At 46.3% G+C, this 14,781-nt stretch carries 20 protein-coding genes; all 20 read left to right on the forward strand.

Annotated features, from left to right (window positions below):
• The first annotated feature begins 273 nt into the window (after nucleotides 1–273).
• The 20 genes from glpX to ACZ42W_RS00620 all read left to right on the forward strand — a co-directional run bounded on the left by glpX (nucleotide 274) and on the right by ACZ42W_RS00620 (nucleotide 14,748).
• Complete coding sequence (gene glpX / locus ACZ42W_RS00525) at nucleotides 274–1,245, forward strand: class II fructose-bisphosphatase (protein WP_464167628.1); 972 nt, start codon at nucleotides 274–276, stop codon at nucleotides 1,243–1,245.
• 113 nt (nucleotides 1,246–1,358) lie between these two features.
• A complete protein-coding gene (locus ACZ42W_RS00530) occupies nucleotides 1,359–2,054 on the forward strand; it encodes a M23 family metallopeptidase (RefSeq protein ID WP_464167630.1) in 696 nt (231 codons plus the stop codon).
• A 155-nt stretch (nucleotides 2,055–2,209) separates the two neighbouring features.
• The gene (gene rpmE, locus ACZ42W_RS00535) at nucleotides 2,210–2,407 is read left to right on the forward strand and encodes a 50S ribosomal protein L31 (protein ID WP_464167632.1); all 198 of its coding nucleotides are present in this window, start codon (nucleotides 2,210–2,212) and stop codon (nucleotides 2,405–2,407) included.
• Between the two features lie 232 nt (nucleotides 2,408–2,639).
• Nucleotides 2,640–3,707 carry a peptide chain release factor 1 gene (gene prfA / locus ACZ42W_RS00540; RefSeq protein WP_464167634.1) on the forward strand — a complete coding sequence of 356 codons (1,068 nt, stop codon included), beginning with the start codon at nucleotides 2,640–2,642 and terminating at the stop codon, nucleotides 3,705–3,707.
• Nucleotides 3,707–4,552: a peptide chain release factor N(5)-glutamine methyltransferase gene (prmC, locus tag ACZ42W_RS00545; protein ID WP_464167636.1), complete on the forward strand. Its 846-nt coding sequence runs from the start codon at nucleotides 3,707–3,709 to the stop codon at nucleotides 4,550–4,552. Before prfA ends, prmC begins: the two co-directional genes overlap by 1 nt.
• 4 nt (nucleotides 4,553–4,556) lie before the next feature.
• Nucleotides 4,557–5,603: an L-threonylcarbamoyladenylate synthase gene (locus tag ACZ42W_RS00550; protein WP_464167638.1), complete on the forward strand. Its 1,047-nt coding sequence runs from the start codon at nucleotides 4,557–4,559 to the stop codon at nucleotides 5,601–5,603.
• Between the two features lie 321 nt (nucleotides 5,604–5,924).
• A complete protein-coding gene (locus tag ACZ42W_RS00555) occupies nucleotides 5,925–6,509 on the forward strand; it encodes a manganese efflux pump MntP (RefSeq protein ID WP_464167639.1) in 585 nt (194 codons plus the stop codon).
• Between the two features lie 14 nt (nucleotides 6,510–6,523).
• Nucleotides 6,524–6,979, forward strand: coding sequence for a low molecular weight protein arginine phosphatase (locus ACZ42W_RS00560; RefSeq protein ID WP_464167640.1), 456 nt, complete (start codon nucleotides 6,524–6,526; stop codon nucleotides 6,977–6,979).
• Nucleotides 6,980–7,126: 147 nt separating this feature from the next.
• On the forward strand, nucleotides 7,127–7,576 hold the full coding sequence (rpiB, locus tag ACZ42W_RS00565; RefSeq protein WP_464167642.1) for a ribose 5-phosphate isomerase B: 450 nt from the start codon (nucleotides 7,127–7,129) through the stop codon (nucleotides 7,574–7,576).
• Between the two features lie 27 nt (nucleotides 7,577–7,603).
• A complete protein-coding gene (locus ACZ42W_RS00570; protein WP_464167644.1) occupies nucleotides 7,604–8,155 on the forward strand; it encodes a TIGR01440 family protein in 552 nt (183 codons plus the stop codon).
• A gap of 67 nt (nucleotides 8,156–8,222) precedes the next feature.
• Complete coding sequence (locus tag ACZ42W_RS00575; protein ID WP_464167646.1) at nucleotides 8,223–9,476, forward strand: serine hydroxymethyltransferase; 1,254 nt, start codon at nucleotides 8,223–8,225, stop codon at nucleotides 9,474–9,476.
• Between the two features lie 14 nt (nucleotides 9,477–9,490).
• Nucleotides 9,491–10,120: a uracil phosphoribosyltransferase gene (upp, locus tag ACZ42W_RS00580; protein WP_464167648.1), complete on the forward strand. Its 630-nt coding sequence runs from the start codon at nucleotides 9,491–9,493 to the stop codon at nucleotides 10,118–10,120.
• Nucleotides 10,117–10,590, forward strand: coding sequence for a deoxycytidylate deaminase (locus ACZ42W_RS00585; protein ID WP_464167650.1), 474 nt, complete (start codon nucleotides 10,117–10,119; stop codon nucleotides 10,588–10,590). Before upp ends, ACZ42W_RS00585 begins: the two co-directional genes overlap by 4 nt.
• 62 nt (nucleotides 10,591–10,652) lie before the next feature.
• The gene (gene wecB / locus ACZ42W_RS00590; RefSeq protein WP_464170828.1) at nucleotides 10,653–11,774 is read left to right on the forward strand and encodes a non-hydrolyzing UDP-N-acetylglucosamine 2-epimerase; all 1,122 of its coding nucleotides are present in this window, start codon (nucleotides 10,653–10,655) and stop codon (nucleotides 11,772–11,774) included.
• A gap of 164 nt (nucleotides 11,775–11,938) precedes the next feature.
• Complete coding sequence (locus tag ACZ42W_RS00595) at nucleotides 11,939–12,169, forward strand: AtpZ/AtpI family protein (protein ID WP_464167652.1); 231 nt, start codon at nucleotides 11,939–11,941, stop codon at nucleotides 12,167–12,169.
• Nucleotides 12,156–12,518: a hypothetical protein gene (locus ACZ42W_RS00600; protein ID WP_464167654.1), complete on the forward strand. Its 363-nt coding sequence runs from the start codon at nucleotides 12,156–12,158 to the stop codon at nucleotides 12,516–12,518. Before ACZ42W_RS00595 ends, ACZ42W_RS00600 begins: the two co-directional genes overlap by 14 nt.
• A 5-nt stretch (nucleotides 12,519–12,523) precedes the next feature.
• On the forward strand, nucleotides 12,524–13,270 hold the full coding sequence (gene atpB / locus ACZ42W_RS00605; protein WP_464167656.1) for a F0F1 ATP synthase subunit A: 747 nt from the start codon (nucleotides 12,524–12,526) through the stop codon (nucleotides 13,268–13,270).
• Nucleotides 13,271–13,375: 105 nt separating this feature from the next.
• The gene (atpE, locus tag ACZ42W_RS00610; protein WP_464167658.1) at nucleotides 13,376–13,606 is read left to right on the forward strand and encodes a F0F1 ATP synthase subunit C; all 231 of its coding nucleotides are present in this window, start codon (nucleotides 13,376–13,378) and stop codon (nucleotides 13,604–13,606) included.
• A gap of 144 nt (nucleotides 13,607–13,750) precedes the next feature.
• Nucleotides 13,751–14,218, forward strand: coding sequence for a F0F1 ATP synthase subunit B (atpF, locus tag ACZ42W_RS00615; protein WP_464170830.1), 468 nt, complete (start codon nucleotides 13,751–13,753; stop codon nucleotides 14,216–14,218).
• Nucleotides 14,212–14,748, forward strand: coding sequence for a F0F1 ATP synthase subunit delta (locus ACZ42W_RS00620; protein WP_464167660.1), 537 nt, complete (start codon nucleotides 14,212–14,214; stop codon nucleotides 14,746–14,748). Before atpF ends, ACZ42W_RS00620 begins: the two co-directional genes overlap by 7 nt.
• The last annotated feature ends 33 nt before the right edge of the window (nucleotides 14,749–14,781 follow it).

Consider the following 14,781-nt stretch of genomic DNA (forward strand, 5'->3'; position numbering starts at 1 on the left):
GTTATCTCCCACTTATAGAAGATGGGAGTCTTACGGCTGGTAGTCATCGGGCAAGTTAGCGATTTAAAATGAAATCATGAAAGCTCTAACGGACGGAGGACTCTTCGTCTGTAAGAGCTTTTGTTTATGTAATGTGTTCTACATATTTACCTTGCATCGCACTAAAAGGTATGGCACAATAAGTTTGATAACGTTAATTGTGATGAACATATGGATGGTTTTTGCGAAAATGTTACGTTTGATAAAGTTAAATTGCTATAGGGGGATATAATAATGGAACGTGAATTAACCATGGAATTTGCTCGAGTCACAGAGGCAGCAGCCTTGGCCTCAGCGCGTTGGGTAGGACGTGGAAATAAAGAAGCTGCTGATGATGCAGCAGTGCAGGCGATGCGATCCGTTTTTGATACGATTCATATGAGTGGCACGGTAGTCATCGGTGAAGGGGAAATGGACGAAGCCCCAATGCTCTATATTGGAGAACAGGTAGGAAATGGAGAAAGTCCAGAGCTCGATGTGGCTGTCGATCCACTTGAAGGAACAAATAGTGCCGCCAAAGGTTTAGCCGGGGCGATAGCCGTCGTGGCAATAAGCAAAAAGGGTGGGCTCCTGCACGCTCCTGATATGTACATGGATAAGATTGCTGTTGGTCCTAAAGCGAAGGGCAAGATTCATTTGGATGCGCCTGTCCAGGAGAATTTAGCCAATGTGGCTCAAGCCTTGGGAAAAAGCATGGATGATCTGACTGTCGTGATTTTGGATCGCCCACGTCATCATAAGATGATTCAAGAGATTCGGGAGCTAGGGGCGCGTATTCGTCTTATTTCAGATGGAGATGTCTCTCCAGCAGTGGCTTGTGCCATTGAGGGAACCGGGATCGATATTATGATGGGGGTTGGTGGGGCTCCTGAAGGAGTGCTAGCAGCGGCAGCTCTGCGCTGTTTGGGCGGAGAAATGCAAGGAAGACTCTGGCCGGAAAATGATGCAGACATAGAAAGAGCCAAAGTACTAGGGATTAAAGATGTAAATAAACTCTTGACGATGGATGATTTGGTTTGCTCAGATGACGTTTTCTTCGCAGCAACAGGGATTACTGAGGGACCTTTGCTTCGTGGAGTCCATTTCAGTGCTCAGGGAGCCTCAACTCATACAGTGGTCATGCGAGGCAAGACAGGAACCGTACGTTTTATCGAGGCACAGCACCGGTTTGATAAGAAACCCCAATATGCGATAAAAGGGGTCTAAGGTATTTTATTTCCGGAGTTTGGAGAGAATAGCTAGGAATGCCTTAAAGAGGTGGCTCGACTTTACCTAATAGGTATTCTAGATTGATCAAAACTCTGAGGTGGTTTCAAGAAATGAGTATTCAAGAACATGGGCGAAAGCGGCGCGCCCGGCTTGTACAGGGGTGTACCGCTTTACTCATGTGTGCTTTTTTGTTTAACGAAGGTGCGATACCTGCATTTTCGCAAGGTGAAAAATCGGTTGCCTACTTTTCTGTTGTTACGTTAGAGCAAGGACAAAGTATCGAGGGCCTAGCTAAGAAATATCAAACAACGGCTGCGCAGATTCTGGAGGATAATCCTTCAGTTAAAGTAAAACCGGGGGTTACACTCACAATTCGAGAAAATACAGTGACAGATATTGCCTTATCTCGTGGGACGACAGTCTCTTGGCGTTGGCCAGCTTCTGGACGGATTAGTTCAGATTTTGGTTGGCGAGGGTATAAAGAGTATCATCATGGGATCGATATCGCCATTCCTAATGGAACGGATATTAAAGCCGCTCGCACTGGAAAGGTCGTTAAAGCCGGGTGGATAGGAGTGTACGGGCTAACTTTGTTGGTAGACCATGGAAACGGGATCCAAACGTTATACGGGCATAATCAGAAGTTACTTGTTAAGGCCGGAGAATCTGTAAATATTGGGGAAACGATAGCGATTTCAGGGAATACAGGAAAGACCACAGGCCCACATTTACATTTTGAAGTCCGCCTTAACGGAAAGACGGTGGACCCGAATCAGTATCTTCCACAGATGGCATCGATCAATTAAGTCTAACTTGGCATCACGAACTTCCGTAGAGAATTATTTCGAGGTGGCTTGAATTTTATCTTGAATTTTTTATCTTGAAATTTTCTTGACCTGTAGGAAGTCTCTGTGCTAAAATGTTAAGAGTTGACGATTCGGTTGGGAAAGAAGGTGACGACATGAAAGAAAACACACACCCGAAATATGAACAAACCACTATCACTTGCGCTTGCGGTGAAGTAATTCCGACCGGCAGCACTAAGAAAGATATTAAGGTGGAGATTTGTTCTAAGTGCCATCCCTTCTATACCGGTGTTCAACGCTTTGTAGATGCTGGTGGACGTGTGGACCGTTTCAAAAAGAAATACGGTATGTAATAATAACAACGGCCTGCGGTCGTTGCTGGGGGAAAAGCAGAGCGCACGCTCTGCTTTTTTCTTTGGTAAAGATTTGCGGGGGCAAAAGAAAACTGCGCTTGCTGTGCGTTTGCCCAATGGAGAAATCGAGTGAAGCGGCAAGAGATTAAGCCTTGGTCCAATAAATGCTTTTGGAAATTGCCGATTATCCAATCAATTTAAATTGACCCAAATTATTTGAGGTGTTAAGAATATGCAAAATAAATTAATTGAAATTGAACGTCGTTATGATGAGCTGACCCAGCTATTAAGCGACCCAGAAGTGATCGGCAACCAGGAAGTGTGGCAGAAATATGCCAAGGCGCAAGCGGGTATGACCGATATTGTGGCGGCTTTTCGCGAGTATAATGAGGTATCGAAGAGCCTTGAAGATACTGAGGCTCTCCTTCAAGAGAAGCTAGAACCTGAATTGAAGGAAATGGCAGACTTGGAACGCAGTGAGCTGATAGAACATCGTGAAGAGCTCGAGGACCGCATGAAGATTCTCCTCTTGCCAAAGGATCCCAATGATGAGAAGAATGTCATCATGGAAATTCGGGCCGGCGCAGGCGGAGAAGAAGCTGCTCTTTTTGCGGGAGATCTCTATAAGATGTATACGAAGTATTCTGAACGTCAGGGATGGCGGACAGAACTTATGAGTGCAAGCTATACCGATATTGGGGGCTTTAAGGAAATTGTCTTCCTTATTGAAGGACAAGGAGCCTATAGCAAGCTGAAATTTGAGAGTGGGGTTCATCGGGTACAACGAATCCCGGCGACCGAATCGGGTGGCCGGATTCATACGTCCACAACGACAGTAGCTGTTCTTCCAGAGGCGGAAGAAGTAGATGTCAATATTAATCAGAATGATATTCGCATAGATATCTTCTGCTCGAGCGGACCTGGAGGACAATCGGTAAACACCACTCAATCGGCGGTGCGGATCACACATCTTCCTACGGGGACCGTAGTATCCTGTCAAGATGAAAAGTCCCAATTGAAGAATAAGGAAAAGGCTCTTCGAGTACTACGTGCTCGGCTTCTTGAGAAAGCCCAAGATGAGGCAGCAGGTGAAATGGCGAGTGAGCGGCGGAGTCAAGTGGGGACAGGAGACCGAAGTGAGCGGATTAGAACCTATAATTTTCCCCAAGGTCGGGTAACCGATCATCGAATCGGACTAACACTACATCGTCTGGAATCGGTTCTTCTAGGTGATTTGGACGAAGTGATCAATGCCCTGATAACCACAGATCAAGCCGAACGGCTTAAATCGGAGGACTAATGCGAATCATAGATGCTTTGCAGTGGGGTGAGCAGGAATTAAAAGCTGCTGCAGTAGACAATCCCCGTTGGGATGCTGATCTCCTGCTTGCACAGGTTCTCGATGTAAGACGGGAACAACTTTATCTGGAGCGTGAGCAACTTCTTAATTCAGAGCAGCAAACGGAGTATCGTGAGGGGATAGCCCGTAGATCGAAGCGTGAACCACTTCAATATATCTTGAAACATCAGGAATTTATGGGGCTTGATTTCTATGTAGATCAACGGGTTCTTGTTCCGAGGGCAGATAGTGAGGTTCTTATCGAACGGTTGTTGGAGTTGAAAGAAGAATGGCAACCACTCGAAGAAGGGATCAAAGCGCAAGTCGTAGATATATGTACTGGAAGCGGAGCCTTAGCCATTTCTATCGCCCATTACTGGCCTGAAGCGAAGGTTGTCGGAACGGATTTATCTTCTGATGCACTCGAGGTCGCCAAGCTCAATGCAAAAAGGCTTGGGGCTCAGATTGAGTGGCGTCAAGGGGACTTTCTTGCCCCGATTCGTGGAGAGACTTGGAATTTCATTATCAGTAATCCTCCTTATATTGGAAGAGAAGAATATGCTGAACTGGCTCCGGAAATATTTCGGGAGCCAGAGATGGCTTTTTTAGCCGGAGAAGATGGCTTGGATTTTTATCGAGACCTCGCCAAGGAGGCACGATCTCTGCTAAAGCCCGGTGGGAAAGTTGTGCTGGAGATTGGTTGGCAACAGGGTAAGGCAGTAGAAGAGTTTTTTAGACAGCAGGGGTTTGATACTCAGGTCTTTCAAGATTTTGGAGGGAGAGACCGAGTTGTTTTAGCGAGGTGAAAAAATGGAGACAAAACGTGTATACATTGATGCTGAAAATCCGGAGCCTGAGCTGATCCAGGAGGGGGCAAGGCTCATTCGAGAGGGACAACTCATCGCTTTGCCGACGGAGACCGTCTATGGACTCGGTGCAAATGCGATGGATGCTCAAGCCTGCAAAGAAATTTTCCAAGTCAAAGGCAGACCACAGGATAATCCGCTAATTGTTCATGTCGCCAATTTAGACATGGTAAAGTCTTTAGTGGAGCGGTGGAGTCCTGAAGCCGAACTTTGTGCTGAAAAATTTTGGCCAGGGCCTTTAACACTCGTCCTCGAGAAGACGGCCTTCGTTCCTGATGTGGTCAGTGGGGGATTAGGAACAGTAGCGGTACGAATGCCGAGACACCCGGTCGCGTTGCGTTTGATTGAAGAGGCAGCGGTTCCAATAGCGGCTCCTAGCGCGAATCTTTCTGGCAAGCCAAGTCCAACGAATGGGATTCATGTCTGGAAGGACCTGCGTGGGCGAATCCCTCTTATTCTCGATGCCGGAGTATGTGCAGTGGGAGTTGAATCCACAGTCTTAGACTTGACGGGAAAAACCCCAACCATCCTCCGCCCAGGAGGAGTCACCAAGGAACAGCTACAAGAAGTACTCGGCGAAGTTGCAGTGGATCATCCCTCAGAGAACCAGCCACCAAAAGCGCCTGGGATGAAGTATCGACACTACGCACCCAAGGGAGAACTGATGCTTCTCATCGGAGAGCGGGAGAATATTTTACGTCGGATGACGAATGAAATTCTTAAAGGGCACTCACGTCTAAAAAAAGTGGGAATCCTTTGTACATTAGAAAGTGCAGATGACTTGCATAGCAAGCTCCCAGATTTGCTTTTCGTCCTTGGTTCAGAGAACAGTCCAGAGACGGTCGCTGGGAGTCTGTACGAAGGCTTAAGGCTCTGTGATGAGCGCGGTATGGATATTATTCTCGCTGAAGGGGTCAATGAAAATGGCCTCGGCTTTGCGATCATGAATCGGCTGGAGAAGGCCTCAGGACAGAGAATAGTGAGAGTTTAAAGTTTTGCCTAATAAAGGATTCATGACCCGATAGCGTAGCTTCTTGCACAGGAGTGAACGATTTGCGCGGAGGGGCGAGAAGGTGAACGAGGCTTTTGGGGGTTAGCGGCGCCACTGGTTCACATGCAGTAAGCAGAAGGGTTTGGCAGAGCTCCCCCGGAAGCGAGTGAACCAGCTCTGGAGCGCCAAGTGAGCGGATGTGCGAGAAGCTACACGACCCCATTTTTCGTTTCTAAAGGACAAGATAGTATGTCATGCAAGCTCTTCCCGAAGCATAGAATACAAAGACACTGTATTCTAACCTCGGAGGAGGAATGGGGATTGAACCTTGCATGGATCTTAGCCTTGTCGGTCGCCCTGGGAGCGGATGCCTTTTCCCTCGCCCTTGCGATTGGCTTAGTGGGCGTCGGAAAACGGATGACACTTAGGCTATCTTTCGTTGTTGCAGTCTTCCACGTATTGATGCCTTTGGGAGGACTCCTTTTAGGGCAAACCTTAGGAATGGTTATTGGGCAGTTTGCCAGAGCGATTGGAGCGCTCGTCCTGTTATGGTTAGGCGGACGAATGCTTTTCCATGTTTGGCGGCCTAGCCCAGAGTATATTTCGCTTTCCAAAGCCCGTAAGACAATAAATCATTCACAATTACCAACGGGGATCTCTTTACAAGGTATTGGGGTCTATGCTCTAGCAGCCACTGTTAGCCTAGATGCGCTCAGTGTAGGGTTCTCCTTGGGTACCGTGGATAGTCGGATTGGGTTAACTGTTTTAATTATGGGAACGGTTGCAGGAATAATGATGGGAAGCGGCCTCGTTCTTGGGCGATTTGTTGGAACCTGGCTGGGTGAGCGGGCAGAAGCAATGGGTGGTTTGGTCCTTGTTCTTATTGGGTTAAGGATGCTGTTTTGATAAGGAGTAGAACTGTGAGATTATTATTTGTCTGTACGGGGAATACGTGTCGAAGTCCTATGGCAGAAGGGTTAGCTCGGAAGATTGTTAGCCCAAATATCCAAGTCGAGTCTGCGGGACTTGCGGCCTGGGAGGGTGATTCTGCTAGCTCACAAGCACTTGAGGTGTTAAGGGAGAAAGGAATTGATCTAACTTCCCATCGGGCTCGCCGAGTGAGTCGGGAGATTCTGGCTGAAGCTGATTGGATTATTCCGATGACAGCAGATCAAGAAAAGCGACTTCTGGCGATGTTCCCAGAGTTTAACTCAAAAATTAAGCGACTGGGGGTTTGGAGCACACAGGTGGAGGATTACGATATTATCGATCCCTGGGGCGGCTCTGTTCAGGTCTATCGGAAAAGTGCTGAGGATATCGAATTTCTTATCCGCGAGATCAAGAAATATTTGGATAATCTTGGTGAAAGTAGATAAACTAATTTGTGGAGCGAGTAAGCTTGGCGTAAGCCAAGCATTTTCTATACGGTCTTTGAAGTTATATGAAAACTCTTTTTTCGATGATTAGGCAGGGTTTTATCTATTTCATGTAGAAATTGCAATAAATAAGTGGAGGTGGCTTCATTGATTATCGCTTTAGGTGCTGACCACGGGGGTTTCGAACTCAAAAATGAGATTCGCACTCATCTGGAAGGCCAAGGAATTGAAGTAATTGACTTAGGGACGAACTCGAAGGACTCTGTGGATTATCCAAGATTTGGTTTCCTAGTCGGAGATGCAGTAACGACGGGTAAAGCAGATTTGGGAATCACTGTTTGCGGGACCGGTCTGGGCATTTCTATTGCAGCGAATAAGGTTCCAGGAATTCGCGCTGTCGTCTGTACGGAGACTTATTCCGCTCGAATGGCACGTGAACATAATAATGCGAACATCCTAGCACTTGGTGGAAGAGTAACTGGTGTCGGGCTGGCCTTGGATATCGTGGATATCTTTATCAAGACACCGTTTGCCGGAGGACGACATGCACGCCGAATTGAGCTCATTGCTTCCATTGAAAAAGGGGAGAACATCTAGGGCTTATTTGGAGTTGCGGAGGAAGTTATGGAAACAAGACGAAGTGAAATTGCAGAGGTATGGGAAAAAGTTTTAGACGGATTTTTTCTTCAAGCCAATCTGAAGCCAAAGCAGATTTTAATTCTCGGTTGTAGTACAAGTGAAGTGTTAGGTCAGCATATCGGAAAGGGAACCAACACAGAGGTAGCGGAGATTCTTCTGCTCCCTTTACTGGAGCGTGTTAGACAGATGGGGGTCTACCTGGCTGTTCAAGGGTGCGAACACATTAACCGCTCCTTAGTCGTAGAGGAAGAGTGTGTGGAGAAGTATGGCCTGGAACCTGTGACGGTTATGCCAGGATTAAAAGCAGGTGGAGCGATGTCTGTTCTGGCGTGGAAGAACTTTGGACAACCCATTATGGTAGAGACGATTCGAGGGCATGCTGGAATTGATATTGGGGATACTTTTATTGGGATGCACTTGCGTCCAGTTGCTGTGCCGATTCGACTCCCCATAAAAGAAATAGGGCAAGCCCATTTGACGATGGCAAGGACACGTCCTCGTCTAATCGGAGGTTCACGGGCAAGCTATCCGGAGTAAAAGTAATAAACGAAGCAAGAGAACCGTCCCCTTGCTTCCAAGATAATGAAAGAGTAGGAGTGGTAACGTGGATTACATTAAGGAATGGGTTCTCCCACAAGATCCTGAGGTAGCAGAAGCGATTGCTAAGGAGGAGGGGAGGCAACGCAATAAGATTGAGTTGATTGCCTCCGAAAACTTCGTTAGCCGAGCAGTCATGGCCGCACAAGGGTCTGTCTTAACGAATAAGTACGCTGAAGGATATCCAGGTAAGCGTTATTACGGCGGTTGTGAATACGTAGATATCGTCGAGGACTTAGCTCGCGAGCGGGTGAAGAAGCTTTTTGGAGCTGAGCATGCTAATGTTCAACCCCATTCGGGTGCACAGGCGAATACTGCTGTGTATTTTGCAATTCTCAAACCGGGGGATACAGTCCTGGGAATGGACTTATCTCATGGGGGTCACTTAACGCATGGTAGCCCGGTCAATATTTCGGGGATGTACTATAATTTCGTAGCTTATGGAGTAGATCAGGAGACTGAACAAATCGATTATGATGCTGTGCGGAGTTTGGCGATTAAGCATAAACCTAAACTCATAGTGGCCGGGGCGAGTGCTTATCCTAGGCAAATCGATTTTATTAGATTGCGTGAAATTGCCGATGAGGCTGGTGCATATCTCATGGTTGATATGGCACATATTGCGGGGTTAATCGCTGCGGGTCTCCATCAGAACCCAGTTCCATATGCTCATTTTGTCACGTCCACAACCCATAAAACTCTTCGCGGTCCCCGTGGAGGACTAATTCTCTGTAAGGAAGAATTCGCTAAGGCAATTGATAAAGCTATTTTCCCTGGAATTCAGGGAGGGCCGCTCATGCATGTGATTGCGGCGAAAGCGGTGGCCTTCGGTGAAGCCTTGAAACCTGATTTTATGGAATATCAAAAGCATATTATCGAAAATGCTAAGGCCTTAGCTGAAGCGCTTGCTCAGAAAGGGTTCCGCATAGTCTCGGGCGGGACAGATAACCATCTCATGCTCTTGGATGTCCGAACAAAAGGATTGACGGGAAAAGAAGCAGAGCATATTCTTGATGAGGTAGGTATTACAGTAAACAAAAATACAATTCCCTTTGATCCAGCCAGTCCTTTCGTGACAAGCGGAATTCGTATCGGAACTCCGGCAGTAACCAGCCGCGGCATGGATACACAAGCGATGAATCGGATTGCGGACGCTATTGATGTGGCTCTAACTGAGCGCAATGAAGTCGGCGAAGCAAAAGCAAGAGCGATTGTTGCTGGCCTCTGTGAAGAGTTTCCACTCTACCCAAATTTAGATTAGGAGTTGACTAATTCATGGCACAAGTACACGTTCTTGATCATCCTCTGATTCAACATAAGCTATCCCTTATCCGAGATGAAAACACAGGCTCAAAAGATTTTCGCGAACTCGTTGAAGAGGTTGCGATGCTTATGGCATATGAAGTCACTCGGGATTTCCCGCTTCAGGAAGTCGAAGTGAACACTCCTGTTGCGACGATGAAGGCCAAGGTGATAGCAGGCCGGAAAGTTGGCCTAGTTCCGATTTTACGTGCTGGCTTAGGTATGATTGATGGAATGTTAAGGCTGATTCCAACTGCGAAGGTCGGGCATATTGGGCTTTATCGTGATCCAGAGTCTCTCAAGCCGGTTGAATACTATTGCAAGCTCCCAACCGATGTAGAAGAGCGTGACTTAATCGTGATAGACCCGATGCTTGCTACAGGTGGTTCGGCATCTGCCGCGATAACCTTCTTGAAGGAGCGGGGAGCCCGTAATATTAAGCTCATGTGCTTAATTGCAGCGCCGGAAGGAATAGAAGCGGTTCACTCTATCCATAATGATGTGGACATTTTTGTAGCAGCTGTGGATGATCATTTGAATGACCATGGATATATTATACCTGGCTTGGGAGATGCTGGAGATCGGTTATTCGGGACAAAGTGATGAACAAGGAACGACCAACCTGGGATGAGTATTTCATGCAGATGGCGCAGGTCGTGGCAGGACGCTCGACCTGTCTGCGGCGTCAAGTCGGTGCGGTCATCGTTAAGGATAAGCAAATTTTGAGCACAGGCTATAATGGAAGTCCTTCCGGGCTTACTCATTGTGTTCAGACCGGTTGCTTAAGACAGCAACTTGGCATACCTTCAGGTGAACGTACTGAGATTTGTAGAGCAGTTCACGCCGAGCAAAATGCTTTGGTGCAAGCTGCAAAGCACGGGGTAGCCATCAGTGGGGCAGATATCTACACTACCGTTCAGCCCTGTGTCCTGTGTACTAAGCTAATTATCAATGCAGGGATTAAGCGGGTATTTTACGCTTATACCTATCCGGATAAACTCGCTTTGGAAATGGCAACAGAAGCTAATTTGGAACTTGTTCATCTCATTCCGAACGATGTTACAGAGGGCTAGGGTTCCCCTAGCCCTTCTTGGCAAAAGGAGAGTATTTTAAGGTGAAAGAACAACAAAAGGTCATGGTGGTGTTTGGAACTCGCCCTGAAGCAATCAAAATGGCTCCGGTAGTTCAAGCATTCAAGAAAAGTACCTTGGAGTGTCAAGTTGCAGTGACAGCGCAGCATAGAGAAATGTTAGATCAGGTTTTGACGTTGTTTCAGATTGAACCTGATTATGACTTAAACTTGATGCAAGCGGGACAGACCTTGACAGATATTACGACCCGAGCCTTAAACGGACTAAAGGAAGTATTCCAGCAAGCAAAGCCTGATCTCGTCCTTGTTCATGGAGATACGACAACGACCTTTGTAGCCGCTTTAGCTGCTTTTTATGCCCACATCCCGGTAGGACACGTTGAAGCAGGTTTACGTACTGGAAATAAATACTCACCTTTCCCGGAAGAGATGAATCGGAAATTGGCCGGAGCCTTGACGGACTTGCATTTTGCACCGACGGAAACGGCAAAGAATAACCTTCTGCGTGAAGGGGTAGTAGAAAATAAAATTTTTGTAACTGGAAATACCGTGATCGATGCACTACTCGCCACCGTTCGCGCAGAGTATACTTTTTCCGATCCTGAGCTTCATCAGATTTTGATGAAAGAACAAGGAAGTCGGATGATTCTTGTGACGACTCATCGGCGTGAAAACTTGGGAGAACCGATGCGTCAAATCTATCGAGGGTTAGCGTCGGTCTTAGAAGAATTTCCAGATACCTATGTTGTTTTTCCTGTACATAAGAATCCTTCTGTTCGTCAGGTTGTCAATGAGGTCTTGGGGCATAATTCCCGTGTTCATTTAATTGAGCCCATGGACTACGAACCTTTCGTAAACCTGATGGCAAAGGCGAGTATCATTATGACAGATTCGGGGGGGATTCAAGAGGAAGCTCCTTCGTTAGGAATTCCTGTTTTGGTCGTTCGGGACACGACCGAGCGTCCTGAAGCAGTAGAGGCAGGTACCGTATCCTTGGTCGGAACCTCTTATGAGAAGGTCGTTGAGAAACTGAGCCATCTCCTTTCTGATCAGGATGCCTATCATAAAATGGCACATGCGATTAACCCCTATGGAGATGGGAAGGCTTCAGAGCGAATTGCGAAAATCACGGAAGAATTCTTTGGACAATTAAACCGTGGAAAATAATTCGCTACGAGGCATTATTGTATTTCCTGATAGCTTTATTTCGTCTGGTTGTTGCTAGAATGACCAAAATAATGTTATTATACTGAATAAGGCTACAATCTGGTAAAAAGCTAGACAATTTGACATTATTTTACAAAAACCGGTGACGAAGAGGAAAGCTGTAAATGAGCGAAAACCGTATGACATTAGTCAAAGCGATGGCTTTCGGAACCAGCATTGCAACAACCCTGGCTGGTCTGGTCGGAGGAGGATATTTTCTCGGACGTTTCTTGGATCACCGTTGGGGTACACAGCCATGGTTGCAAATTCTTTTAATGCTACTGGGTTTGGTTCTAGGAGGTAGTTATTTGATCGTTACTCTAAGAAAGTTTGGCGTTTCGGATGACAAAAAGTAATTCTATTCCCCTGCTTATAGGTACTTCTCTCCTTCTTCTAGGAGTTGCATTTACAGGAAAATCAAATCTGCTGGGTGCTCTTCTGGGATATTGGTTAGGATTTGTGTATACTCAATGGTTACATCGAGATACTCTGCGCAGCGTGGATGATGAAGTTTTTACTGCGATAAAACGCATGCGTCGGAGTTTTTTCGCGCGTTTAGGAATGATAACACTTGTTGTCGCCGCAGTCGGACGTTTTCAAGCGGACTGGCTGTTTACATTAGCGATAGGGATTGCTCTAGGACTGGTGGTTTCTCTTTTTTTTGGCGCCAAGCAAATTGTAAAAGATAGAAAGGGGGGAATTTAAACGAAATGCATGAAGAAACCGTAATGTGGCATCTATGGGGAATGAGCTTTAATGCGAAGACACTTATAATGACCTGGATGGTAATGGCCATAATCATTGTTCTCGTACTTCTCGCTGTGCGAAATCTTACGAGCGGCAAACCGGGTAAGGGTCAGAACATACTGGAGTGGGTTATCGACTTTGTCCGGAAGATTGTTGCGGATAATGTAGAGGATTACGAAAAGGCCAAACCGTTACTGGGCTACTTATTAACTCTGATTTTATTTGTTTTTGCATCAAATATGTTTGGGCTTATACCTAACTTGACCTTCAACCTTCTCCATAATGTCCATTTCGCTGAGCTCGACAAGATCTTCGAGGGACCTTCCTTCATGTCCCCAACGGCAGACATTAACACAACCTTAGCCTTGGCTCTAATGACGATTATTATCGTTTTAGCCATGGGGATTAAGCATAAAGGAATCCATTATTTTAAGCACTATGTAGAACCATTTCCGGTGTTTGTGGTTATTCATCTAATTGACCTGATATCAAAGCCGATGACACTTGCTTTCCGTCTTTTCGGAAACATCTATGCGGGTGAGATTTTGCTTAAGGTAATTCTTATGCTCCCAGGAATATGGGTACTTCCGGGTATCTTGCCTGATACTATTTGGCTTGCATTTAGTATTTTCATCGGGGCAATCCAATCCTATGTATTCACGGTGTTGACTACTGCCTACGTGGCTCAGGCGATCGCAGAAGATCACTAAAGCCAAACCAACCAAAATTTCAATGCTGATTTTCGGTGGACCTAATGGGTACACTGAGGGAATAATTCTTAAAAATTTATGGAAAAAACGAAAGGAGGAAACTCTGTGGACGTATCTGCTGCAGCTGCACTTGGTGCAGGAATTGCTGCTGGATTAGCAGCCTTCGGAGCTTCACTTGGTAATGGGAGTGTTATTTCAAAGACAATTGAGGGAATCGCTCGTCAGCCAGAGGCAAAGAGTACTTTACAATCAACAATGTTTATTGGCGTCGGCTTGGTTGAAGCATTGCCGCTTTTGTCTTGGGTCGTTGCCCTACTTCTTATGTTCACGAAATAATCCGTCCAAATTGGGCTTGAGTCTTTAGTTCCAGCCCGTCAGGAACAAGGGGGAACGGAAGTTCCCCCTTGAAAAAAATCATTCACAGGTGGACAAGACTTGAGAGGGGGGTAAACTGTGAATCCCATTAACATTAATTTTACGATGATCGCCCAGGCCTTATCTTTCTTACTGCTTGTTTATATTCTCAGAAGGTATGCTTGGAATCCACTCATGAATATCATGGAAGAACGCCGCAGCCTTATTGAGTCGAATATTGCACAAGCCGAGAAGGAACGTCAACAGGCGGAACAAATAAAGCGTGAATATCAAGAAGAGATGCGTAAAGCTCGTCAAGAAGCCCAAGAGGTGATTGCAAAAGCGACAAAGTTAAGCGAAGAACGAGCTGCTGAAGTTCTTTCTGGTGCCCATGAGGAAGCAGAGAAAATTAAGAAATCTGCTCTTATGGATATCGAACGCGAACGTGATCGTGCGGTTGCCCAGGTACAAGCTCAAGTTGCTGGCTTATCTGTAGCTGTTGCCGAGAAAATCATTCGCAAAAATCTGGATGTTAAAGGCCAGGAAGATATGATTGAGCAATTTATTCAAGAAGTAGGGGAATTGCCATGTTAAAGGGAGCGCTAGCCCATCGGTATGCCCAAGCCTTATTTGAAATCGGGGTTCAAAGCGATTTGAATACGATTGAGGCTGAACTTCAGGATCTTACGAAGTTAATCGAACAGAATACTGAGGTCGCTCATTTCCTTTACCATCCGCATATTTCTCTGACAGAAAAAAAGTCGCTCATGGAAAAACTGTTCGCCGGACAATTAAGTGTGACCGTGCGAAATTTCCTCTACTTACTTATTGACCGGAGACGCCAGAATTATCTCCCGGACATCACTCGGGAGTTTAGTTTGCTTACCGACAAAGCTCGGAATGTTGTAGAAGCGAAGGTGGCTAGCGCCACACCCTTGAACGAAAGTCAAGAAGAGCGTCTGCAAAAAGAGTTAGCTCGGATGACCGGGAAAGAAGTACGGTTAGTTAAGGAAGTCCGCCCGGAGCTTATCGGTGGAGTGCTCGTTCAGATTGGAGACCGAGTGATGGATGGAACTGTGGCTTACAAGCTTCAGCGTATTCGCCAAAGCCTTAGCCACGCTTAAGAAGGTATGGAAAAGACCTCAGAAAATAGGGGT

It is taken from the genome of Desulfitobacterium elongatum (assembly GCF_055378975.1).